The 22,082-nt window shown below is 59.3% G+C and carries 22 protein-coding genes; 5 read left to right on the top strand and 17 right to left on the bottom strand.

Features of this window, described 5'->3' with window-relative positions; all coding sequences use genetic code 11:
- Positions 1 to 68 precede the first annotated feature (68 nt).
- Together ABID26_RS32545 and ABID26_RS32540 are read right to left on the bottom strand one after the other, a co-directional pair.
- On the bottom strand, positions 69 to 1,589 hold the full coding sequence (locus ABID26_RS32545; RefSeq protein WP_292340634.1) for an FAD-dependent oxidoreductase: 1,521 nt from the start codon (positions 1,587 to 1,589) through the stop codon (positions 69 to 71).
- 1,028 nt (positions 1,590 to 2,617) lie between these two features.
- Positions 2,618 to 2,902, bottom strand: a complete 285-nt coding sequence (locus ABID26_RS32540) for a hypothetical protein (RefSeq protein ID WP_354417670.1) — start codon at positions 2,900 to 2,902, stop codon at positions 2,618 to 2,620.
- Positions 2,903 to 3,260: 358 nt separating this feature from the next.
- On the opposite strand from ABID26_RS32540, the gene ABID26_RS32535 reads away from it, so the two are divergent.
- Positions 3,261 to 3,470 (top strand): hypothetical protein, encoded by a 210-nt coding sequence (locus ABID26_RS32535; RefSeq protein WP_354417668.1) that lies wholly within the window; start codon positions 3,261 to 3,263, stop codon positions 3,468 to 3,470.
- 19 nt (positions 3,471 to 3,489) lie between these two features.
- Here ABID26_RS32535 and ABID26_RS32530 read toward each other — a convergent pair whose 3' ends face one another.
- Positions 3,490 to 3,696 (bottom strand): hypothetical protein, encoded by a 207-nt coding sequence (locus tag ABID26_RS32530; protein WP_354417666.1) that lies wholly within the window; start codon positions 3,694 to 3,696, stop codon positions 3,490 to 3,492.
- Between the two features lie 438 nt (positions 3,697 to 4,134).
- On the opposite strand from ABID26_RS32530, the gene ABID26_RS32525 reads away from it, so the two are divergent.
- Positions 4,135 to 4,434 carry an ATP-dependent DNA ligase gene (locus ABID26_RS32525; protein WP_354417684.1) on the top strand — a complete coding sequence of 100 codons (300 nt, stop codon included), beginning with the start codon at positions 4,135 to 4,137 and terminating at the stop codon, positions 4,432 to 4,434.
- A 53-nt stretch (positions 4,435 to 4,487) separates the two neighbouring features.
- On the opposite strand, the gene ABID26_RS32520 is transcribed toward ABID26_RS32525, so the two are convergent.
- On the bottom strand, positions 4,488 to 5,819 hold the full coding sequence (locus ABID26_RS32520) for a PQQ-dependent sugar dehydrogenase (protein ID WP_354417664.1): 1,332 nt from the start codon (positions 5,817 to 5,819) through the stop codon (positions 4,488 to 4,490).
- Between the two features lie 380 nt (positions 5,820 to 6,199).
- Positions 6,200 to 6,529, bottom strand: a complete 330-nt coding sequence (locus tag ABID26_RS32515; protein ID WP_354417662.1) for a thermonuclease family protein — start codon at positions 6,527 to 6,529, stop codon at positions 6,200 to 6,202.
- A 554-nt stretch (positions 6,530 to 7,083) separates the two neighbouring features.
- On the opposite strand from ABID26_RS32515, the gene ABID26_RS32510 reads away from it, so the two are divergent.
- Complete coding sequence (locus ABID26_RS32510; RefSeq protein ID WP_354417660.1) at positions 7,084 to 7,257, top strand: hypothetical protein; 174 nt, start codon at positions 7,084 to 7,086, stop codon at positions 7,255 to 7,257.
- Positions 7,258 to 7,356: 99 nt separating this feature from the next.
- Here ABID26_RS32510 and ABID26_RS32505 read toward each other — a convergent pair whose 3' ends face one another.
- The 9 genes from ABID26_RS32505 to ABID26_RS32465 form a co-directional block, all read right to left on the bottom strand.
- Entirely contained in the window at positions 7,357 to 9,357 is a 2,001-nt protein-coding gene (locus ABID26_RS32505; protein WP_354417683.1) for a glycosyltransferase family 2 protein, read from the bottom strand.
- Positions 9,339 to 10,568, bottom strand: a complete 1,230-nt coding sequence (locus tag ABID26_RS32500; protein ID WP_435528630.1) for an HlyD family secretion protein — start codon at positions 10,566 to 10,568, stop codon at positions 9,339 to 9,341. Before ABID26_RS32500 ends, ABID26_RS32505 begins: the two co-directional genes overlap by 19 nt.
- A 277-nt stretch (positions 10,569 to 10,845) precedes the next feature.
- Complete coding sequence (locus tag ABID26_RS32495; RefSeq protein WP_292340650.1) at positions 10,846 to 11,184, bottom strand: slr1659 superfamily regulator; 339 nt, start codon at positions 11,182 to 11,184, stop codon at positions 10,846 to 10,848.
- A gap of 18 nt (positions 11,185 to 11,202) precedes the next feature.
- Positions 11,203 to 11,763: a slr1658 superfamily regulator gene (locus ABID26_RS32490; protein ID WP_354417656.1), complete on the bottom strand. Its 561-nt coding sequence runs from the start codon at positions 11,761 to 11,763 to the stop codon at positions 11,203 to 11,205.
- A gap of 2 nt (positions 11,764 to 11,765) precedes the next feature.
- Positions 11,766 to 14,132 carry a SpoIIE family protein phosphatase gene (locus ABID26_RS32485; protein WP_292372831.1) on the bottom strand — a complete coding sequence of 789 codons (2,367 nt, stop codon included), beginning with the start codon at positions 14,130 to 14,132 and terminating at the stop codon, positions 11,766 to 11,768.
- On the bottom strand, positions 14,129 to 15,307 hold the full coding sequence (locus tag ABID26_RS32480; protein WP_292372830.1) for a class I SAM-dependent methyltransferase: 1,179 nt from the start codon (positions 15,305 to 15,307) through the stop codon (positions 14,129 to 14,131). The genes ABID26_RS32485 and ABID26_RS32480 overlap by 4 nt, the downstream gene beginning before the upstream one ends.
- Positions 15,304 to 15,777, bottom strand: a complete 474-nt coding sequence (locus ABID26_RS32475; protein ID WP_292372828.1) for a ubiquinone biosynthesis methyltransferase UbiE — start codon at positions 15,775 to 15,777, stop codon at positions 15,304 to 15,306. The genes ABID26_RS32480 and ABID26_RS32475 overlap by 4 nt, the downstream gene beginning before the upstream one ends.
- Positions 15,778 to 15,886: 109 nt before the next feature.
- On the bottom strand, positions 15,887 to 17,626 hold the full coding sequence (locus ABID26_RS32470; protein ID WP_435528629.1) for a putative bifunctional diguanylate cyclase/phosphodiesterase: 1,740 nt from the start codon (positions 17,624 to 17,626) through the stop codon (positions 15,887 to 15,889).
- A gap of 381 nt (positions 17,627 to 18,007) precedes the next feature.
- The gene (locus ABID26_RS32465) at positions 18,008 to 18,196 is read right to left on the bottom strand and encodes a DNA ligase-like domain-containing protein (protein WP_292372826.1); all 189 of its coding nucleotides are present in this window, start codon (positions 18,194 to 18,196) and stop codon (positions 18,008 to 18,010) included.
- 278 nt (positions 18,197 to 18,474) lie between these two features.
- On the opposite strand from ABID26_RS32465, the gene ABID26_RS32460 reads away from it, so the two are divergent.
- Positions 18,475 to 19,047: a tyrosine-type recombinase/integrase gene (locus ABID26_RS32460; RefSeq protein WP_292372824.1), complete on the top strand. Its 573-nt coding sequence runs from the start codon at positions 18,475 to 18,477 to the stop codon at positions 19,045 to 19,047.
- Positions 19,048 to 19,365: 318 nt separating this feature from the next.
- On the opposite strand, the gene ABID26_RS32455 is transcribed toward ABID26_RS32460, so the two are convergent.
- The 3 genes from ABID26_RS32455 to ABID26_RS32445 form a co-directional block, all read right to left on the bottom strand.
- Complete coding sequence (locus tag ABID26_RS32455; protein WP_292372822.1) at positions 19,366 to 20,001, bottom strand: Crp/Fnr family transcriptional regulator; 636 nt, start codon at positions 19,999 to 20,001, stop codon at positions 19,366 to 19,368.
- 621 nt (positions 20,002 to 20,622) lie between these two features.
- A complete protein-coding gene (locus ABID26_RS32450) occupies positions 20,623 to 20,799 on the bottom strand; it encodes a hypothetical protein (RefSeq protein ID WP_292372820.1) in 177 nt (58 codons plus the stop codon).
- A gap of 118 nt (positions 20,800 to 20,917) precedes the next feature.
- Positions 20,918 to 21,208, bottom strand: coding sequence for a DUF982 domain-containing protein (locus tag ABID26_RS32445; RefSeq protein WP_292372818.1), 291 nt, complete (start codon positions 21,206 to 21,208; stop codon positions 20,918 to 20,920).
- Positions 21,209 to 21,531: 323 nt separating this feature from the next.
- Here ABID26_RS32445 and ABID26_RS32440 point away from each other — a divergent pair, with 323 nt between their 5' ends.
- Positions 21,532 to 21,840: a hypothetical protein gene (locus ABID26_RS32440; RefSeq protein WP_292372816.1), complete on the top strand. Its 309-nt coding sequence runs from the start codon at positions 21,532 to 21,534 to the stop codon at positions 21,838 to 21,840.
- Positions 21,841 to 22,082: the final 242 nt, after the last annotated feature.

The following is a 22,082-nucleotide window of genomic DNA, read 5'->3' as shown; positions in this document are numbered from 1 at the left end:
ACGAAGGCGGCTTAAGGCCCAACCACCGACTGGGGCGTGCCGTCGCTCCAAGTACGGGCATGAATCGGCTAAACTAAACGTCGGACCGCTGGTCCGTTTAAGACAGCTCCGTCTGCCGCAAATTGTGAGCCGTGGCAGGGGCAATCCCAACACTGCTCGGTGGAATTCCACTGCACGATGCAGCCGAGATGCGTGCAACTGGCAGAGTGCCGATGCAGCTTGCCTTCGCGATCGCGGCACACGGCGAACTTGCTCAAGCCGTCCTGAAGGATGCCACCTTCACCGGGCTTGACATCTTCGGCCGACTTGATTTCACCGGGCAGCAAGTAGCCAGCAAAGTTCTTTACCGTCGTGAGGTTCTCGCTGAGATAGCGTGCAGACGCGGCAGGTGGCATCCGGTCCGGGGCGTAAACGGCTTCCCAGGGGTTCGATCCGTTCACGATCAGATCGTGGATCAGCAGTCCGGCTAATGCCCCATGCGTCATGCCCTGGCCCGAGTCGCCGGTTGCGATGAAGATGTTGCCTTTGCCGGGGCTTCGGCCGATAAAGCCGCAGTAGTCGATCGTTTCGAGAACCTGACCGGACCATCTCGCTCTTTCCCGACCAAGTCCCGGCACTAACGCCCTCATCCAGGCTTCGAGCGCGGTAAAGCGCGCCTCGCCGTCATTCGCTTCGCCCGATCTGTGATCGCGACCGCCGACGATGAGATAGTCAGTCTTGCCGGGGCCGGGATTGAGGCGAACATAATAATAAGGATCGTCCATGTCCCAGTAGAGCGCATCTGGGAGGGTTCCCCTGGGGATGTCGAAAGCCATCGCGTAGGTGCGGTAAGGCGCCATCTTGCTGTGGATCTTCACCCAGGTGTTGATGGGGGAATTCGTGGCAAAGACCGCGTTGGAAGCCGTGACGGTGGAGCCGCCGTCGCATTTCAAGCGGACCTCGTTCCCCTCGTCGGTCTCGACGACCGCGCTGTCGGCGAACGCCTTGCCGCCTTGCTTCTCAAAATCGGCAAGCACAGCGCGGAGATATTTCAGCGGGTGGAAGGTGGCCTGGTTCGGATAGCGCAGGATGGGCGCCGATTCATGGCCCTTGAGCTGTACGCCCTTGCCATGTTCTACCTGGGCACCGATCTTTGCAGCGGCCGCATACTCCTTGTTGCATTCTCTGGCGGCCTCCTTCTCATCCATCCACGCGGCCGGGAAAAGAAACCCGTCCAGCCGCCGGAAATCGCAGTCGATCTCTAGCCTGGCGACATGCTGTTCGATGCAGTCGACGGCGGCTTGCTGGCTCTCCTGAAATCCGCGCGCCAGAGCCTCGCCGCGCATATCAATGAGCGCGCTCAAGCCGTCGTCGCAAATAGGCGCCAGATGCGCGGTCGTGCGCGACGTCATGCCGCCGAGCAAGGGGCCGCGGTCCACCAGCACCACCTTGCGCCCTGCCAAGGCCAGTTCGTAGGCGATGGAAACCCCTGCGATGCCGGCCCCGATGACGGCCACATCGCAATGCTCGTCCTGCCCGAGGCGGGAAGCCTTGGGGAAGCTGGTGTCAATCGTCCAAAAGGATTTGGTCGCTTCGCTAGTGACGTTCATTGAGTTCTCATCCAGACCAAAAGATGAACCGAAGTGCTGCCGATTGCGGCGCGGGCGGAGTTCTCAGCTTTGCGTTTTCTTTCCATCTGTGCGCTACGTGCTTGTGAGCTTTCCGACTATTCCGTTCTGATGAATGCCGTTGCTCAAACCGTACTGATCGGTCAAATAAATGCGCAGTACCTGCCTCGGTCCTTGTCGTCGCGCCAATCGATCTCGCCCCGCAGCGGAAATCGCATTGGGTGCGCCAAGCCCTCCCGCCCATGCGCTAGAGCGCCGACGCTTCCTATGTGATAGGGGCCGCAGCTAAGAATTCCGGCGGGCCTCCTGGCGCATGTACCATGGGCCGAGCAACCGGCAGCGTCGCAAGTAGCCTACCGATAAGAAAGGCCGTCGCCGGGAGAACGTGGCGACGGCGCCTACCGGCCGCTGACGTGATAATCGGCAGAAGCCTGGGTTGGTTCCAATTTTTAGGAAGTAGGTTCCGCTGTTAGACGAAGTCTGCTCTGCACGCCTTGTAAGCGGAATCCCGGCTACCTGATTGTCGGCATCTCAATCTCGATCCGCACACCGACGAGGCACTGAGCGCCCTTGCGGCCGAAATGGGGAAGACAAGCCGGATCTGGTCGAAACGGACGAGTGGCTGGTTCGCTAAGGCCCATCTGCCCCTGCCAAGCCAATTGGACCAAGAGAGCGCGGCGGCCGGCACGGACATCAACCCACCAAGGGACGTTGGCCAGTACGCGGACCACGAGGTCGACTGCCAGCAGCAATGGAACCCGGTTTTCAGGCGATCGGCGATTGCATACTCGAACTCGGGTGGTCGCGCGGGCGAAGTCATGCGCGCCTGCGCCTGATCTCTCGACACAACATGACACAGAAGGAGAACGCCAGGGTCGAGGTCGAACTGGCAATTGCTCGGGCCATGCTAACCGGTGAGGCGCTCTAATTGGAAAGGTTTTTCAATCGTGTCAAAAACACAGGCCGCTGCCAATCGACAACAGCCTGGCTATTTGCAAATTTTTTCGCAGTTAGCAGCCTTCGGTTGTCTTTTTCACCTGACCGGGGGCGGCCGAGTTGGCGCTCGTATCCTGCTGTCCTGGTGCAGCCTGTTTTGCGCTACCCGTCTGCTGTCCAGGCGCGCAATCCTTGGCCGAGTTCGGATTGGTCGATTTCGTTTGAGTCGAGTCAGTGCCTTGGCTGCTCGGCATCGTCGTTGTTGTTGTCGATGATGAACCCGACGAACTGCCTGACTGTGCGACCGCAAGACCGCCCGACAAAGCCAGCAGGGCCGTCGCAAAAAGGATCTTTTTCATCACGATTGTCCTCTCGGTGCAGCGTCCCTTCGTTCGCTTAAACCCTGCACAGACAAGAGGGTTCCGACGGCCCGATCAGGGTCTACGTTGATCTCCGGTAAACTGTGGCTGTGCCACATTGCTGTTTGCGCGGCCAGCGCGCCGGCCGTAGCGATGGCCAACAAGATCAGTCGGCGCGGCACACTCGCCCATCTCAACGCGCGTGAGCGTCTGGCGCCCCCACGCGGGAGGATGCGCTTAAATAAATCGAAGTCCAGCGGCGCCGCTGGTGCTCCTTTGAGTATCGTGTGGCTTGGCGTCCAAATCTGTTGCAAAGTTTGGCGCGGCAAATAGCGCCGGTGCAGTGAAGAGGGGTGGAATGCCGATCTACCGGAAAGCTAAGGAAGCCGGGATCTTCGATTCGTCCGAAGTAGCCTTGCTTGGCCGCGTCTTCGACAGACTGAAAGAGGAACATCAATCGCAGCAGCGACGTGAAGCGCTCGCCTCCCGGGTCATAGCTAACTACCAGGCCGGGATTAGAGACGAGGACGAACTGGTTTCGGTGTCAAAGTTACCGCTAGGACGCTGAAGATGGCTGGCGGATTCTATTAATCGCCTGCTTTTCGTAGCAGCCGCGACAGGTGCTCGCGGTGCATCGCCTGCATATCCTCAAGCAGGTGGAGGAAGTTCATGGCGTCATCGGTTGGTAACCCCTTCTCGTCCAGTCCCGCAATCAGCTGATGTTGGCGGCGCAGGTGCCGCTCGCCTTCGTGAACATGCCGCCTGGCCATTTCGATTTCGTCGACGAGCGCCATTGACGGGAACGTCACGGCAGTCGTGTCGTTCCGCGCCGCCAGTGCTGGCCAAAATTGGAACTGATCACGTGACCGTGAATTGTTTCTAGGCGGTCGATCCCATTGGGGGTACCGTCTTGTGGCAGCATGAAGGCCCGTCGCTTACGCCCAATAGCTGCGACGGGCTTTTATTAGCTAAGTCTTAGAAAATGTTAATGTCAGTCGCTGCAAAGATGGCGCATAATGCGCGTCTGCCCCGCCACGCGGAGTAAGAGCCCGGCCTGTATGCGCAAGTCCCTAACCCCCCAACAGGCCGGGCCATCTGGCTCCTGTTCGACTGCCATACTCCTACATGAGTTTGCTAAAAGACCTGGAACCGGGCGACTGCCACGGCTTGAATCGCGGTAGGGTTTTGTGCATGCCGCAACGCCAGCGAGCGGCTGAAGTTCATCAGGGCCGCTGGAGCCAGTCCAGATCGAGACGCCGCCGGTTAGCGACGACTGGCTGCACGAAATCAAATATGACGGCTTCCGCACCCAGCTGATCGTCGACTGGGCCGGCGCGCGCGCCTTCACCCGCACCGGCATCGACTGGTCAAAGCGCTACTGGCCGGTGATCGATGCCGCCGAAAAGCTGCCGTCAAAGTCCTTCATCATCGACAGCGAGATGATCGCGGCGCCGGATCCGGATGGCACGCCGAATTTTCACGAGATGCACTCGCGCATGGCGGCAGCGCGCGGACCCTTAAGACGCAATTAGTGGAAGATGCGCTCCAACGGAGCTGGTAAAAGGGACCAGAAAGACACCTGCGATTAATGCCCATTTGCTCGGCTAACCCGCCAGATGACGTTACCGACATCGTCTGCGACGAGTAGTGCGCCGGTCCGATCGACAGCAACACCGACCGGACGGCCCATCGCTTTGCCATCACGTCCGAGGAAGCCGATGAGTACATCCTTGGGCGGACCGCTTGGTTTCCCACCGCGGAACGGCACGAAGATCACCTTATAACCGCTATGTAGGCTTCTGTTCCACGAGCCGTGCTGGCCCACGAAAGCGCCATTGCCGAAGGCCGGGCCGAGCGATGCGCCTGTGGAGAAGGCCAATCCTAGCGAGGCGGTATGGGAGCCCAGCGCATAGTCGGGCTTGACCGCCGCCGCCACGAGATCGGGACGCTGCGGCTTGACGCGTTCGTCGACGTTCTGTCCATAGTAGCTATAGGGCCAGCCGTAAAAAGAGCCGTTCCTGACCGATGTTATGTAATCCGGCACGAGATCGTCGCCGATCTCGTCACGCTCGTTCACTGCGACCCAAAGCTCGCCGGTTTCAGGATTCCAGGAGAGCCCGTTCGGGTTGCGCAGCCCCGAAGCGAAGACCCGGGTGCGACGGGTGGATCGATCTACTTCAAGGACGGCGGCGCGGTTCTTCTCTGCCTCCAAGCCGTTTTCTCCAGCGTTGCTGTTCGAGCCGACGGTGACATAGAGTTTGCGACCGTCCTGACTTGCTATCACGTCCTTGGTCCAATGATGGTTGATGTCTCCGGCCGGCAGGTCGACGATCTTCTCCGGCGGGGCAGCTACTCGGGTCTGGCCATTGGAATAGGGAAAAGCGACGAGCGCGTCGGTATTGGCGACATAGAGCTTGCCGTTGGATAGCGTCATGCCGAAGGGTGAATTGAGGCCTTCTGCGAAAATCCTGCGCTCATCTGCGATGCCGTCGCCATTGGTGTCGCGAAGGAGCGTAATGCGATTGGCACTTTCGGTCGCGGCGCCCGCTCGCTTCATGGCCTGGTTCATGAAGAGCTTTCTGAGGCTGAAGCCGTCGTCATGCTTGGCAGGAGCATTGGTTTCGGCAACAAGCACGTCGCCGTTCGGAAGCACATGCAGCCAACGCGGATGGTCGAGGCCAATTGCGAAGGCGCTCACTCTCAGTCCCTTCGCCGGGGTCGGCATAACTCCTTGCTGCCAGCCTTTCGCCTCGGCGATATTGACGGTCGGGATCAGCGTAGGTGTCGGTTTCGGTAGGGTGGGGTTGGGACCATAGCCGATTATTGCCGGTGTTTTCTGGGCCGGAACCCCAGCGCAACTCACTATCAGGGCTCCCAATACGACTATGACTGTGTTTCGCGGAAAGGCGGCATGCATAGGGCGTCCCTCTGACGGATTTGCGCCGTGCTCTTTGCGTAAACGCAATTCAGCCGCTTGTTATTCCAAATTGCTTCCAGATTTGCTCGACTGCGTGCCAGAATGTCTACGCATCTCCACTCCCTCATTCGGGCATCGCTCCCGCTTGAAATCTCGGTTCGGTCTCCATGATGCCAAGGCACTCGACAATGACTCCTCTCGCCTCGCGCCGCCGTACACGCCCTGCTCCATGGCGGCTTTAGACCGAGCTTGCAGCCGCCACCCTGGTCAGATTTCGATTCCCTCTGCGAGGGCCGACGCATCGTCGATGTCGGACTGAATTGGCGGAAATCTCGTCGCTGCCCTCAATAAGCATGCCCTCAGGCCACGAGCTCACACAGCTATGCCGCCTCGGCTTTCGCCTGCCGCTGTGCAACCGCGCCGGGGCTGTAGCAGGGCCAGTCGAGAGCCTGACCGTGCTCGACCATTCGCGAGGCGACGCTGGCACCATCTCCGAAAGCCTTGGCGTCATCGCAGTATTGCTGGCTCTCGGAAGCGTCGATCCCGTTGAAGCGAATGCGCGTGTCGCCGTCAATCACAGACGCGACGCCAGCGATCGGCTCGCACGTCGGTGCGAATAAGTCCGGCAAGCTGTCATGATGCTGCGTGGCGGTTTGGGCGGCTGCCGCGCCGGCGGCGACAACAGTCACGAAGACCAGACGCTTCGGCACGCTTGCCCAGCGACGCGCCAGCAAGCGAGTTGGCGCTGGTGGCGCTTGCGTCATTGCTCAGATCGATTGCCGCGCCGAGACCTATCCAAGCCCAATTCCCCGACTCGGCAGGATGTTCTTAAATACGGTTGAGTCCAGCGGCGCTCTCTCGGGGAACTATATTATGCTGCACTGCAAACGCACTGGGAAAGCTATCGCCAGTCGCTAGCCTCTCGCGCTATGACTGGAGAAGTGCGCCACCGTATTGCGCCCAAAGACGTTCGCAGTCCCAAACCCTCAAGCTTGGCGTTCCTGGTTCCCCATACAAGACCATTGCACCGCGCACGTCGTATCCAAGCACTGACGCGTTGGCAACGAACTGGATGGCGCGTCCTAAGCTGATGGCGCCTATCCGAGTTTCGATTTTGCTGGTGAGATCGATCACTCCGAAGATTGCCGCGTCTGCGCCTCTGCCGGCCAAAACAGCCGTCGAGACCGCATCGTCCAAGGCAAGCAACATCGCCAAATCCCCATAACCAGCACTATCTAACTTCGATGCGCTGAATTTGTTCCGCATGCCTGAAAAGAATCTGGAATTAACTGTCCATCTCTGGCGGCTTATGGTTCGGCTGCTCGTGCCAGATGACCTGCCGAAGATCGCGCAGATCGATGGCTGCCCGCATTCCTGGACAGATGTGGAAATAATCCCGTTCCGTGGCGGCGGTTTCGAACCTGCAATCTGCCAATGATCGGTGGGCCTAGATCGGACAGCTTTGTCACTCCCGCAGCTTTCTCGCCTGGTCCTCCCTCGCCCGCGGCCCTGTGCCTGATTGCCAGAGAGATTTTGGCTATACGCGTTGATAGTCCGGCCCGAACGTCCGTGAGAACAGGCCGGCGGCCACGGTCCGCCGTCGAAGCTCCTCGATATCCTGCGAGTAGTCGCCGGTGTAGAGCTTAATGATCATCTGGTCGCGCGCCGCTCCGGTCAGATCGTAATGCAGATGGCCATATTTGAACGGGCTGGTATCCCGGCGCCTCCCCTGTGTGCGCCTGGTGACGCGCCTGAGTTCCGCTTCGAAGGGCTCGACGCCGTGCAGCGTTACTTCGACGACCTTGCCGGTCTCGACGTCGGTTCCGATGGGGATTTCGACCACGGCTTTGTCGAGCGTGAGGCTGACGGCGCGCCCGGCGATGCCGCCGAACCGCGCCGGCTCGTCCGCACGGAGGCTCTCGGAGGCGGGATTCGTCTTCTCAAAACAGACCAGCGCCGCAATCGTGAGCACCACAACGTTCACCAGTGCCCAATAGATTGCGACTGGCGAGAATTCCCCCGGAGGAATGCGCGCCCATTCCGGCATGATGTTGATCACAAGGCCGAGCGCAGTGGCCGCAATCAATATTGCCAGGCAGGCAAAGGTGTAGCCGTCGAATTTGTTGTCGACATTCGAGCTTCCCTTGGGCGTCACCCGAAACGGCCGCCCAAATGGCCGGATCAGGCTCGATATCACAGTCGGCAGCATCCGGAAGGTGGAGAAGGCGCCGACAGCGCTCGAAACCACCGGCAGATAGCGCGTCGGCGTGATCCAGTGCATCAGGAGGAAATAGGCGACGAGAACAGGCAGCTGGTGGCTGACCAGATCGGCTGCTTCCGTGAAAAAGAGCGGAGGATACCCCGTCCAGAAATACATGGCAGGGACGATGAGGATCGCCACGCGCACGAAATACTGCACGAGCCAGCTCACAGGCAGGAACATGATGCGCTGGAACAGGCTGAGACCCGGACCGCGAAGGGGGCCGTTGTGCACGAAAAGGGTCTGGATCCCGCCTTGGCACCAGCGTTGCCGCTGCACGAAATAGCCCTTCAGGTTTTCCGCGGCGAGCCCGATTGAAAGCCGCTCGTTGAGGTAACGCGTCTTGTAGCCCTTGTTCAGCATCGTCAGGGTCGTCAGCAGATCCTCCGTGATCGACTCCGTCGGAAAGCCGCCGATTGCCTCCAGTGCCGCGCGACGCGTGATCGAGCACGAACCACAACAGAAGCTTATGTCCCAAGCATCCCTGCTGGCCGCCATCTCGTCAAAAAAAAGGCGCTGTTCGTCAGGCCAGGACCGCTCCAGTCCGAGATTGATCTGGACGGGATCCCTGTTGAAGAAATGCTGCGGCGTCTGCACGATACCGATGCTGGGATCGGTAAAGAAAGGCAGTGTGCGTCGAAGAAAGTTCCGGTGTGCCACGAAATCCGCGTCGAACACTGCAACGAACTCGCCATCGCTCACCGTAAGGCCGTTATTCATGTTGCCGGCCTTGGCGTGGGCATTATCCGGTCGGATAACGTGGATTGCGCCCTTTTCTTCGCAGAACCGCCGAAGCCAATCCCGGCGCTGGTCGTCTAGGACGTATACTTTCAGCTTTTCCTCAGGATAGTGGAGGCCGAGCGCACCAATGATGGTTCGCTCGAGCACGTCCAACGGTTCGTTGTAGGTCGGGATGAAGACGTCGACCGTCGGAAGCTCTTGCCGAGGCCGGCGGAAGAAATCGCTTGCGAGCGCATCCGCTTGGGCGCTGCGGTCGACATACCGGCTCATGATGATGAGGAAGAGCGTTATGTCGAAGAATGCCAGCAGTTCGATGCCATAGAGAAACCACACCCAGTAGAAATCGAGGCCATCATCGGGATAGGGCAGCACGGTCTCGGTGAGACGCCACCACAGATACCGGACAGCGACCCCGAAAACGATTGCGCAGGTGATGGTGCGCGTCCAGGTCTGGTACCGCGACCAGCCTTGGACGAAAACGAGGAAGAAAGCCGCGACCAGAAAGGTCGGGGCGAGCATTACCAGATACTGAACCATAGCCTCGTCAGCCACTGGGCCATTGTGAAGCTGCGCGTGTGGAAGCGGACCTGGACCGACCGCCCGACATGGCAGAAATTGCTGTAGTCGGTGTTGAGAGACGAGTTTGCGAGCGCCACCCTGATCCGGGCGTTGCGCCCTCTGCCGCTTGGAGGCATCGCCGCGAGTGTCGGCTCCTCCACCACTGCGGAATTGCCACGAACCGAAGTGACCTCACCGTCAATGACATTATCAGTCCCGAGGATGCGGACGTCTGCGGCGCGGCGCGGATAGATCTGGTCGAAATCGACCTCGGGAACCAGAATATCCACGAAGAGGTCGCGGCAATCGAGCACGCGCAGCAGTTCGTTTCCGGCGACGACATTGGCTCCCGCAACGACGTTGTTACGCCAGATTACGCCGTTGAAGGGCATTGTCGTGACCGCGCGTTCGAGGCTGTCGACCCGTCGCGCCTCCTCTGCCAGCTGTTTGGAAATCTCTCCCAGACGGGTACGGCTTTCTGCGGCACGGGCATCGAGATCGGCGATCTGGATCGCCAACTCGTCCTGCCGCTGGTGCGAGTAAGGAACGTCGTTTTGCCCGTCCTCGAGAAAAACGCCTTGCCGCATCGCCTCCAGCTGCCGCTCCAGCCGTTTCAGGGTCAGGTTTTCGACTTCGACCTCTGCCGAGGCCGCGATCTCTGTCGCTTGCGCCTCGTCGACACTGCTCTGCGAAACGACACCTCTCACCATCAGCGTGGAATTGCGCTTGAGTTCCGCCGCACTCGCCGATCGCCGGGCAGCTAGCATCGTGATGCGTTGACGTGAAATCGCAATCTGCTGTTCGATGCTGTTGATCATCGCCTTGCTATATGCATCGAAGCGTCGGCCCAATCTGGCACGCAGCGCCTCCAACTCGCTGCGCTGATTTTCGAGCGCCTGCACCCTGTTCCGCGTGGTCTCCAGTTCCGCGGCCAGCGATGTCTCGACGGCGCGATTCACTCGTTCATTCCGGATCGTCAGCAGTACTGCATTTTCCGGCAGGTGCGTGCCGGTTTTCGGCGGCGTCTGCAGCACGGTGCCCTCGATCGGGGCCGAGATCTCGGCGAAACGCGCATTGATGGTGCCGTCGAGGCTGGTGTAGCCCGTAAGTCCAGGCAAGAGAGCAAGCACTGCGGCAGCCAGCAGCATGACTCCTACCGCAATTCGGACAAAGCGATTGTTCCAGAACATGGGCGCCTACAAAGCGATCTAACAGTCGTCATTGGTGACGGCGCCCCACGCCCGATCGCTACCTTAGCTTGCGACCGTTAACAATAACACACCCATTCAATGAGGATTCAGCGACTGAGCGAGGCTTGGCCTATGCAGATGACACTTTTCCGATGCGCCCTTGCGGACAGGGTGCTTGCGGACGGTTAGTGGCGAGCCCGCCGCGAAAAGGCGGCTGCTGCCGTCCCGTTATGGCGAGGGGCCTTCAGGTCTCGGGCGACACTTTCGGACAACCCGGTTAGTTCATCAAAAGCACGAGGGCAGGATGCAGCTTCTTGAGATTCGGCAATGATTTCGATTGCCAGGGTATATCGGGCGTCCCACGCACGATGAGTCGAACATCGGGATGCTTGCGCACCTCGATCGTAAATTTGGCCAGCAGGTTGATGCCGGAAGAGTTGAGAAAGTGAAGGTCCTTTAGATTGAGCGTGATGGAAGAAGGATTTGAGGTAAGAACACTGTTCGCCAAAGCCATGATCGGTGCACCGGCCTCCGAACTGGCAAGCCGCATCGCACCGTCGAAAAAAATATCGCTTCCTTCAATCCACACCCGGTAGTCGTCTGTCTTGATTTCCATAGGCTGGCTTCGTTTCATCTAGTTGCGAGTTTGCGAGATCGGAATGGAGGCGTATGTCTCCAGGCAAATCCGATCGCTTTCGTCGGCGGCGCTGAATATCCAGGCCAGGCGTGCGCCATAGTCGCTCATCAACGTCAGCAATCCGAGCCCGGAGCCCGACACGTCAGGGTTCGCGGCATTCGATTCAATTCGCTGTATCAGCAGGTCCGCCGGGTCGCCAACGGTAATGTCGGCAAGGAGGCTTTGGAATCCGGACGCGTTTTCACCATCGATGTCGTTCGACACCTTGATCTTGAAACACTCCGAATCCATCGACGCCTCGATCACGATCTCGCCCGGCGCGCGAAACTTGACGGCATTTTCGATGAGTTCGTTGGTCAGATATCCGATGCTATGTCGCACTTCCATGTAGTCATTGCGGGACGACCGAAAGCGCAAAGCGAAAAGATCGGCGATGAAGTCCGAGGTCGTAGCACAATGACGCCAACTCAAGTCGAGAGGCCCGTCGAACAGCCGCACGCGACTGACATTCTCCTTCATGCCGATTGCAATGTCAGGGGTACCGAACAGCGCTGTCATTTCTATGTGTGCCTTATGATCACGAGGGTGATGTCGTCGTGGATCTTCTGGATGCCGATATGGGCCATCAGATCCTCGATGATCCCGGTTTTGATTTCCTCCGCACTTGCGCCGTGCCGTTTTTGTGCGCTCTGGCTGAGGCGCTCGAAGCCGAACAGCTTTCTGTCCTTGTCTTCCGCCTCGGTCACCCCGTCGGTGTGCAGCACGATCACGTCGCCGCTCCCGAACCGGATGTCATGCGTGGCAATGAAGGGCGAGATGTCATTCTCCAGACCAACCGGCAGGCCGAGATCGATCGTATCGATGCGCTCCACCTCGCCATCGGCGCGGACGACCAGAACCTCCTCATGCTGGCCGGACAGCGTTACCCGCTCGTCCTCGAAGTCAAGAAAGGCCAGCGAGAGATGCTTGCCGGTATTCGTCCGCTCGATGTTCTTGTAGATCGCCCGGTTCAGCCGGTCCAGAAACCGGCGCGGATCCCCTTCGTTGGTCTCCTGCAGCGCGCGCGCGACCGATTGCACCATCAGCATCAGCACGCCGCTCTCGAGACCGTGACCGGTCACGTCGCCGATGCCGATCTTGACCCGCGACCCGTTCTGCAGGACGTCGTAATAGTCGCCGCCGACCTCGTCTGCCGGCCGCATGTAGGCCGCGATCTCCAGCCCCGGAATGGCTTCGAGTTCGAATGGTTTCGGCAGGACCATCATCTGGATATGCTTGGCGACCGCGAGCTCGGCGCCGAGGCGGACGTTCTCGTCGCGCAGCTTTTCGTTGAGCTCGGAAATCTCCTGGTTTGCGTCGCCGAGTTCCCTGGTTCGTTCGTCGACGAGTTGCTCGAGGTTTTCGGTGTGAAAGCTGATCTGCTCGGCCATGCGGTTGAAAGCGGTGCCGACCGCTCCAACCTCGTCGCGCGTCGGAATGCTGACGCGGACCGAATAGTCCTTAGATTGGAGCCGCTGGGCGGCGCTGGCAAGCGCCCTGAGTCCCCTGGTGATCCGCTTCGAAATTCCGAGCACTGCCGCAAAGACGATCAAAAGCGAAACGACGATCGCGCCGATCTGAAAGAGCAGGATACGATTGGTCGCGCGAGAAATACTATCCTGCGCGGCGAACAGGGACGCATAGATTTCCCGCTCGGGAACGACGATCCCGACTGACATCGTTTCGGACTTGATCGGCCCCGAACTCCACAAATTGGTCGGCTTCAAACGCTTCAGGACAACAATGTAGGGAACGCGTTCGCCCTTGTCGTCGAGCATGATGTGCTGAATGACACCGTCATTGTTCTGGTCGAGAGGAAGCGAGGCGATGGCTGGCTGCGTGCTTCCGTGCAGGGACCGCTCGAGGCCGGTGACGCCCTGCGCGCCGGCGTCGCTCGACGACCTCAGGCCGATGATCGCCTGGCCCGACGGATTGATCGCCACCACGTTGCCGGTCGACATGGTGAGGAAGCCGAACCCGGTTTCGGCGATCTTGACACGTTCGACGACTTCCGCGAGCTGGTCGAGCGTGATGTCCGCCCCCGCCGTGCCGGCGATACCGGTACGATCGCGCGTCCACAGCGGATGGAAAAAGCTGACGATCAGCTTTCCCGTGATCGCATCGGTGTAAGGCGCTGTTTGCGTGATGTCGTCAGGGACCGGACGCGAGGCCGGATCCCTGGCCCATTCCTGCCATGACCCATAGATCCCCGGAAAAAAGAACTCCCAGAATTCCGCCTTATTGTGGCCTGGATAGAGCCGGTCGAAGGTCTGCGCCTGGTCGGTGTAGGGCACCGTCCTGAAGATCGGCCGCTCTTTCGGTCCGATATAGTACATCTGCAGTTTGGACGATCCGCTGGCCATGAGGGTCGGCGCGACGAGATCGATTACAGTGCTGTCTTCTATTTCCTGCTGAACGCTCGGCAGCGGAGTGTGGTCGGCGCCCAAGAGATAGCCCCAGACGCTGACCACGGAAGGCGCGCCCGCCAGATTCTGGGCCCAATCGCCCTTCGCGTCGTAGACGACCTTCACGGAGGCCGGCGCCTGCTGTGCAAGCGTCGCTCCGACCTGTTGCTGCCGCTTCGGATCATCAATCTGAGCCTGCAGCACCCCGGCCAGCGCCTTGACGTCGCCATGAACCCGATCGAGCAGCAGGTCGACGCTCGACGCCGTCGATTGGGCATAGGAGCGAATGTATTCCTGGTTCGCGGTCGTCAGACCTTCACCGACTTCCGACGTGGCGTCGCGCGACAGCTTCTGCACGTTCCAAAGCGCCAGGCCTCCGCTCAGCAAGAGGTCGAACAATACGGCGCCGCCCACGACCAAGACGAATTTCGCTCGAAAGGAGCGCAGGCCGAAGCGCGGTGTGCGCTCATCGTCGGTTTTCATTGCGGCCGTCTTCCCGAGGCGACCCAGATCGGCCAACCCGCATAACCCTTGGGGTGAAGCGCCGCGAAAATGTGGTCCTGGAAACCCTGCCGGAAGCGTGCGACGAACTCCGGCCCGTCGCCGCGGCTGGAAGCCATCTCGCCGGCATAGACATCCGCCCAGGCTGCTATGACATCGGCGAAGTCCTGCGGATCGCCGTCCAGGTTGGTGACCATGAAGGTCTCGACACGGATATCCTCGAATCCGGCTTCGACCAGATATCGCCTGCTCTTCGGTCCGAGCTCCACGTCCATCTCGAAATGCGCGAACAGCTTCGCCACCTCGTCGTAGGTCCACCGAATGCTTTCAGCGCGGGGCTCGCCGAGGCAATGTGAATTCTTCTCGTTGGTGATGTAGACGCGCCCGCCCGGCTTGCAGATGCGGTAGAGCTCCTTAAGGATGAGTTCAGGTCGATTGAAGATCTGAAGGGAATGCCGGCAGGTGACGATGTCGAACTGCTCTTCGTCGAGCAGCATCTCGGACGCATCGCCATAGGTATATTCGATGCCGCGGATATCGAAGTCTCGCATCACTCGTCGGGCATATGCGAGGCTTGACATGGAGTGGTCTAGGGCGACAATCCGCGATGGCTGGAACTCCTTTTGCACGAGCACGGCGAAATCACCGATCCCGCAACAGATGTCGGCCATAACGATCCCGGGCCTCATGCCATGTCGCGGCAAGATTGCGCGCTCGTGGCGCCAGGTCATCTTTGTCTGCGTGCGCAGGATTGGAACGAACCCGCCTTCCTCCAGGAAGCCCTGCCCCGGATAGAATGCGCTGTCATACTCCTCGACGGTGATGTTCGGTTCTATTGCGCTCAAGCGACCGAATTTTCGTGACGTCCATCCAACGACGCTTGACGTGATGATGACGAATTTAAGATCGGGTCGAGCGCGGCAGGCGTCGATGATGATCCTCGAAAAGGCGTGAAACGCCGCGTTGTTCATCTGCGTCAGGCGTCTGACATTGACGTAGAGCACACCACGCACACGGTCGATCGCATCGCGGAGCAACGCTATGCTGGGCCCAAGCTCATCGATCGCCTGTGGCCTGACGACCCCCGATATGGCGAACTCCTGATTGTTCGCGTCGTAGCGAGCCTTGAAACGCGGGAGAAAGTCGTAGGAGTTCAATTTTGTGGACCCTCAAGCGGAAGATCCGCGACAAGCTTGATCGCGTCACCGTCGGCTTCCTCGACCCTGAGCGTCGCGCCGTAGTCAATAGCCAGTTCCAGGAGCACAACCTCCCGGCTGGGCGCGATATCCCCGGACACCGAATTAAGGTATCGCTCCCTGGCCTCGGACCCTGTGACTTGCGCTACCGCCTCCTCGTAGAATTGGCGTTCCTCGGGCACGCAAGGAATTGTCAGCTCAATCCTATCCGTCGCGCCATGGCGAGACACCCTGCATGCCAGTTCGCCCTCGGCTTGGCGCGTACGAAAGGCGACTTCCAGCAATTCGTTGAAGGCGGAGGAAAAGAGATTTGAATGCCGGACCGAATCCGACCTGTTTTGACTGATCATGCGGGCCATGTAGGTCGACACATAGTCGCAGTGCCTCCAAGCTGAGACAAAAGCTTTCATTTCCATGTCGATCTGGATCATGGGCTCAAAATTCGGCTCGCCAGTCAGATGAACAGATCCCATCGGCATCCTCACTTGTTCCATAAGAATTTGTACCCTGGGGAGCGATGACATCCGAGGGCGCAAGGCACTAGCCAGCCCCGTTTGTTTGCTCCATCGCTCGTCCCACTCTCGTCGGGACCCGTTTGATGAAATCGCCGATTGCCTCGATTCCTATCGGCCGTCCCAGGAAATTGCCCTGCAGGCAATCGCAGTTTTCCTTGATCAGCCACCGTGCCTGCGCGGACGTCTCGACGCCCTCGGCGGTGACGCTTATTCCCAGCCCGTGCGCCAGATTTATTATCGATCGCACGATCGTTTGGCTTTTGAGATCGGACTCCAGGTCCACGATGAAGTACTGATCTATTTTCAAGGTGTCGAAGGGAAAATTCTTAAGGTAACTCAGCGACGAATAGTAAGTTCCAAAGTCATCGAGAGAAATGCGTATCCCTAAGACATTAAGCGTATTTAAAGTATCGATATTGTCGATCGTCTTCTCAAGCAGGATCTTCTCTGTTATTTCAAGTTCAAGTCGGTCGGCCCGGATTCCAACTGTGTCGACGATCTGAGCGACGGTGTCTGTCAGCGAGCCGCTAAGGAACTGCGCCGGCGACAGGTTGACTGCGACGGTCATCGAGGAAGGCCACGTCAACGCCTGACGACAGGCCTCCTCGAGCACCCACCGTCCAATTTCGTCCATCAGGCCGTCGGCTTCGGCGATCGGTATGAACACGCCCGGTGGAATGACCCCGATCTCGGGATGCCGCCACCGCAGCAACGCCTCGAAACCGATCACTGACGAGGGTGGCCTAATGAAGGGCTGATACTCCAGATAAAGCTCCCCGCGCTCCAGCGCCATTCGAAGGCTGCGCCTAAGATTCTCGCGTTGCTCAAGCAAGAGCAGCATCGCACGGTTGAACGTCCTGGCGCAGCCGCGCCCATCTGTCTTGGCTGCGTAAAGCGCAATGTCGGCGGCTTTCATCAGCTGCTCGCCATCGGTCCCGTGCTCCGGCGCGAACGCAATTCCGATACTGGAGCCAACGAACACGGGAATGTCGTTGATGACGAACGGCTGCTTGAATGCATCGACGAGCGATCCGGCGAGGCGCTCAGCTTCCCTGGGCTGCTCCTTTCCCAATTGAATGACGGCGAACTCATCGCCCGCATAGCGGTACGCGGATTCTCCCTCCTGCAGTGCATCGCGGATTCGACCTGCCGCGAGTTGAAGGAGCGTGTCGCCCGCGCCGTGGCCGAGTGTGTCATTGACCGCTTTGAAATCGTCAAGATCGATTTGCAGCAGCGCCGCTTTCGGCCTTTCTCCACCAGTGGCCGCCAGTGCCTGCTGCAGCCGCTCGCCAAACCGTCGCCGATTCTGCAGGCCGGTCAGCACGTCGTGCGTCGCCTGATGGAGCAGAGTTACACGCTCCTGCTCCTCCACTGCGCTCCGCCCCACGCGCTCCCTCGATTCGATGATGCCCACACCATTTGAGGTACCGAAGACGAAAACAGACAGAGGCGCATCGCCCGTTGACCGCGGCAATTCGATTCGTGCCGCGGAGCCACCCTGGAAGACTCGAAGAAATTCGCCGCGGCACCTGGAATCGAGGAAGCCCGGATAGACCTGCCAAATGGCAGCACCCGGCGTCACCGCACCTCCATACAGGTCTTTGAGCCCGGTTGCATAGTGCGTCAGGCGGAAGTCGCGATCATAGAACGACACGAGATCCGCGGTGTTCGACAAGAGGTCGGCGAGAAGCGCTTCAGCGGTATCTGGAACGTCAGGGCTGGACCCCTTACTCTCCTTGCCGACACCGGATGCCTTTGGATGCAAGTGCGACCTCCATAGGCGGTGCCAATATGCGTTCCCCCTTAGTTTAGAAATAGCATAACCGCCAAACTTGGCAAACTTTCAACTTGCTTTCTTAACAAGGGCCGTTTGCAGGGTAGTCGCAATGCGTGACCCCCTATCAACACGATGAACATTAATTAAAAATTACTAAATTAGTAATTTACAGAAATTGGCGCAGGCGTCGGCCGCGATTCGAACTATTACGACCCACGGGGCCGAGCGGCGTTCGCTGCCCACGCGGGACTACCAGCTTCGCAATTCGAAATCGGCTTTATCGAATATTTGACTTCAGCCGTGTTTTAGACGGTCCCCTTCGGTACCGGCTATCGGCGCGTTTCGAAATGACGCCATCTAGCCCTGTCTTCACCAGTGCGTCGCCCTCAAAATGCTCACTGTATTGGATCTTGCCGGCGCCAGCTCAACCAATTGACGCAGCGCTTGCTTGCGCTGCAGCAAGGGCCAGGGAGGAAGATTGCAACCGTCGAGATGGAGGATGTCGAACGCGACGAACACCAGCCGGCTCGGCTCGTTCCAGATCGCAACTTCCAGCACAGGGGGAATCGGGCGTACCCTGCTCGCCTGACACAATCACCTCGCCGTCGAGAATGGCGGCCCGGCATGGCAGTTCCTTCAACGAGAGGAACTCGCCATGGATACCCTGTCGACCGACGCACCGACCACGCCACTTCGCCAGCGCATGCAGCAAGACATGCTCATGCGGGGCCCGGGCTCAGATACCCAGCAGGACTACGTTCGTCACGTCCGGCGCTTCGCAGCCTCTCCGACGCTTTTCCGATACTGCGACGCCCAAGGACATCCGCCGCTTCCAGTTGTATCAGCATGAGAACGGCGTCGGGCCTGCGACCATCAACGGCGCGGTCTCGGCGTTGCGATTCCTGTTCCTGGTGACGCTGAAGCGGCGGGATCTGGCCCGTGTGCTGGTGATCATGCGCCATCCACGCAAGCTGCCGGAGGTGCTGAGCGTGGAGGAAGCGGCGCGGCTGCTCGAAGCAGCGCCTGGTATCAAGTACAAGGCCGCGCTCGGTGTCGCCTATGGCGCGGGCCTGCGCGTATCGGAGGTCGCGCACCTCAAGGTCGATGATATCGACAGTACACGCATGCTGATCCGCGTCGAACAGGGCAAAGGACGCAAGGATCGCAACGCCATGCTCTCGCCGCAACCCTTGGAGCTGCTGTGGCTGTGGTGGCGCGAAGGCAGGCGTCGCGGGGTGATGCTTCCGCATGGCTGGCTATTCCCGGGGCGCAGTTGCACCGATCCGATCTCGTCGCGGCAACTCCATCGCGCGGTTGGATCGACATCGGTAGCCCCTTCGTCCTTAGGGATGCGTATCATGTATATTAGCAGGAGCGTATGTTCATTCGTTAGCCGGTGCCCCCGGTAGCCAACTACCCCTGCTAAGCCCTGCCGGTTAGGCCCGGTGGCCAGCACGCCACACAAAGGCTGCCGGGCCGCTCCCGTATTGCGGCTAGCTGGCCGCCCATTCATCCCGCCAACTACCCCCGTCTCCAAGCGAAGTTCTACTGACCACCGGCCACTATCTCTCCAGGGGCATCGCCGGTGAGCACGCCGGCCGTATGTGGCTCGAGCGGCAGCTGCTCAGGGTCTTGATGAAGCCGTCGATGAGCTTGCCGATGCCGAGCCAAGTTAGAGCCGATCTTGGCGATAGGCAGAACGCGTGCGTCGCAATACAGCCGGACTGTCAGGTCGAGATATAGGACCGGTCAAATCCGGCCATTTCAATAAGCCCCTGATGGTCGTGCAACTCCACCACGCCACGGCGGAACGAAGCCAGGTCTGCCTCCCGCAATGTCTTCAGCACGCGACTCACATGCACGGCCGAGAGACCCAACGCATCCGCCAGTTCGGTCTGGGTCAGCGGGCAGTCATAGCGATCCGGATAGCTCGTTGCCGATCGTTGGCTGCGGCACGCCAGTTCGAGAAGAAGATGGGCGGTGCGCTCGACGGTTCCCCTTCGGCTGACACTCGCCAGATGTTCCGCGACCCTTGAATACCGGCTCGCCTCAGCCGCCAGCACTGCCTCGCAAATGACCTGTGGGTAACGCGAAAAAACGGAACGGATGGGACCGGCGAGCTCAATCGCGGCAACGTTCGACAGTGCCGTCACCGTCTCGCTCATCTCTCCGGTGAACTCGATCAAGGCCATTTCGTGCGGCAGCGCGAAATCGGCGATCAGACGCGAGCCGTTCGGCAGCATCCTGGCAAATGCCGCCCAGCCCGCGGTTATGACCAAGATAGTCGATCTAGCCTGATATTCGCGCGCGATCGTCGTGCCCGCCGGATGGACACGCCGGACGGCTCCGGGCAGTTCGGACACACGTTTTACCCAACTTGAGTCGGCCAACGCGGGTGTCCGCCCGTATGCCAGAGACTGTTTTGATAAACCCATCTCGCCCCGAATTAACTCAACGCCCAGGCAACCTGAAGCTGCAAAGCTAATTCAACTATGCCGGAGGGTCCATTCATGATTTCACACAACCGATCTTAAACGTACCACTTTTGGGTATTTTTTTACTGCTCAGCGGCACGGAACGGGCACGTATGCAATCGGCGGTGACTAAGAAGAACTTCACGGCTCCCGCAACAACGTCGCTCTGCGTTGCCGGCAATCGAGCAAGCGTGCTCCCGACATGCACGCAATTGTCACGCAATCGCGTACAAACTTAGCTCAATGGCACGTTGCCGCAGTGCGTGTTGCACCAAGGTACCCTTCCCGCTGCGAAGGGAGGATCAAAGCCGCACTTGCTGTCACGGTCGGTCTAGAGGCCGACCCTCCTGACGTTGCCTTTCCTCACCCTGATCCCAGGCCCCGTCAGTCTCGGTAGTCAACCCCGGCCCGCTCCAAGGCCTTCTGGACACGCATGCGGATCTCGACGCCTAGCGGCTCAGCGGCCCCGAGGGGCACTAGCACGCGCTTGCTGATGCCGGCCATTTTGGCCTATTCGGCGGCGTTGATGTCGAGCGCCACGCGTGCGGCGTTGTCGATCGACAAAGCCAAGGCGGCAAATGCGATCGCCGGCGCCAGCGCCTCGATCCTGGCCTTGACCTTGACCTTCTCGACGGCGACGGGATCGCCGGAATGGATCGATTCGTCATTTGCAGAGTCGGGAAACACCGACCTCTTCCGATTGACTGCCGGAGCCCGGGCCGGCTTCTCGGGTTCGTCTGGCTGGCCGATTTTAGAAAATCAATTCACGCTAGGAATCAGTTCCGGCAGAGATGACGCGGGTAGTTCAGGCGCTTAACCATTCCTGAGCATAGCTAGCCGCTGCTCGCTCGAGCGCTTCCTCCGAGAGAATACCCTTGGTGCGGGCAAAGCGCTCGAATGCTCCACGCGCGTCTTCAGCCGTCCGGTCGCCGTTAAGGGCTTTTCTACAGACTTCGAGGGCACCATCATGGTCGAGATCGGGGATGCCATTCCATTCGAGCAGAAGATGGTAGGCGTCCAAAACGGTTGAGACTTCGTGAGGAAAGCCAAGACCTACGAACACTGAAACAGGCTCGTTGAACTTATGATTGGTCATAAGTTTGAAACTCCTTCGATGGGCTGCATTTGCAACGCTGGAAATGGGCAAGACCGAGATTGGCTTCGTCCAAATGAAGAATGGGCGTCACGGTTAGCGACCATCTATTTTGAGGTTTACTTTAGTCTTTCCTCACGAAGATAATACTTCTCCAAAGGGCTTAGCCATTGCCAGTCTGGCGATTCAGTGTGCATCGCGCCCGGGACAGGCCCCGTGGGCGCCAAAGGGTGAATGGTTCATGCTTTGAGCTTAGGTGCCGTTGCCAAATGGGTATTAACGGTGACAGATGCCGTCTGGACAGTGAAGATAGCTCCGCCCCAGCGATGATCGACGTCACTGGACCAGCACTGATCGCAATCAATCATCGCACCAGGGGATTGTTGAGGCGGCTGTTGAGCAAAGAGCATCGCCGGGCAAGCAGCGATCTGAAAATAGGTCTGCTTTCAGGTGTTGCAAAAGCGGGTTTGAACGACAGATATCGGCGCGAAGCGACATATCGTAGTGCGGCGGAAACCTGTGCTTTGGAGGATATTTCCACTTCGTGGCTGTCTAATGCCGCGTTCAGTCGACCGTTCCAAGCACAATGCGAAATCGAAATTGCGGGAGTTTGGCAACCTTGGTCTAAGCCGTAAGTCTCTCACCGGCGTTGTCCTCGCGCAGGTCGCCACCCGTGAATCAAAAATACGGTTTGGCGAGCCAATAGGGGCGACTTCACAATGGCAGCCGTGGTGGCATTGGCCCGGCAGGAAGTGCAAGCAAACGGGCTAACATAGGGAGGGCCACCCTAAATTAGGGTGGCCCTTTTCTTTGGGGTTTAGCCAATGTGTCGCCACTTGGCCCCGCTGTCTCAGGATAAATGGATGTGTCGCAGATG

Origin of the sequence: Mesorhizobium shonense, assembly GCF_040545255.1 — a bacterium.
Classification (GTDB): Bacteria; Pseudomonadota; Alphaproteobacteria; order Rhizobiales; family Rhizobiaceae; genus Mesorhizobium; species Mesorhizobium shonense.
Note: the sequence above shows the minus strand (reverse complement) of the source record. Positions and strands in the feature narration are given on the sequence as shown.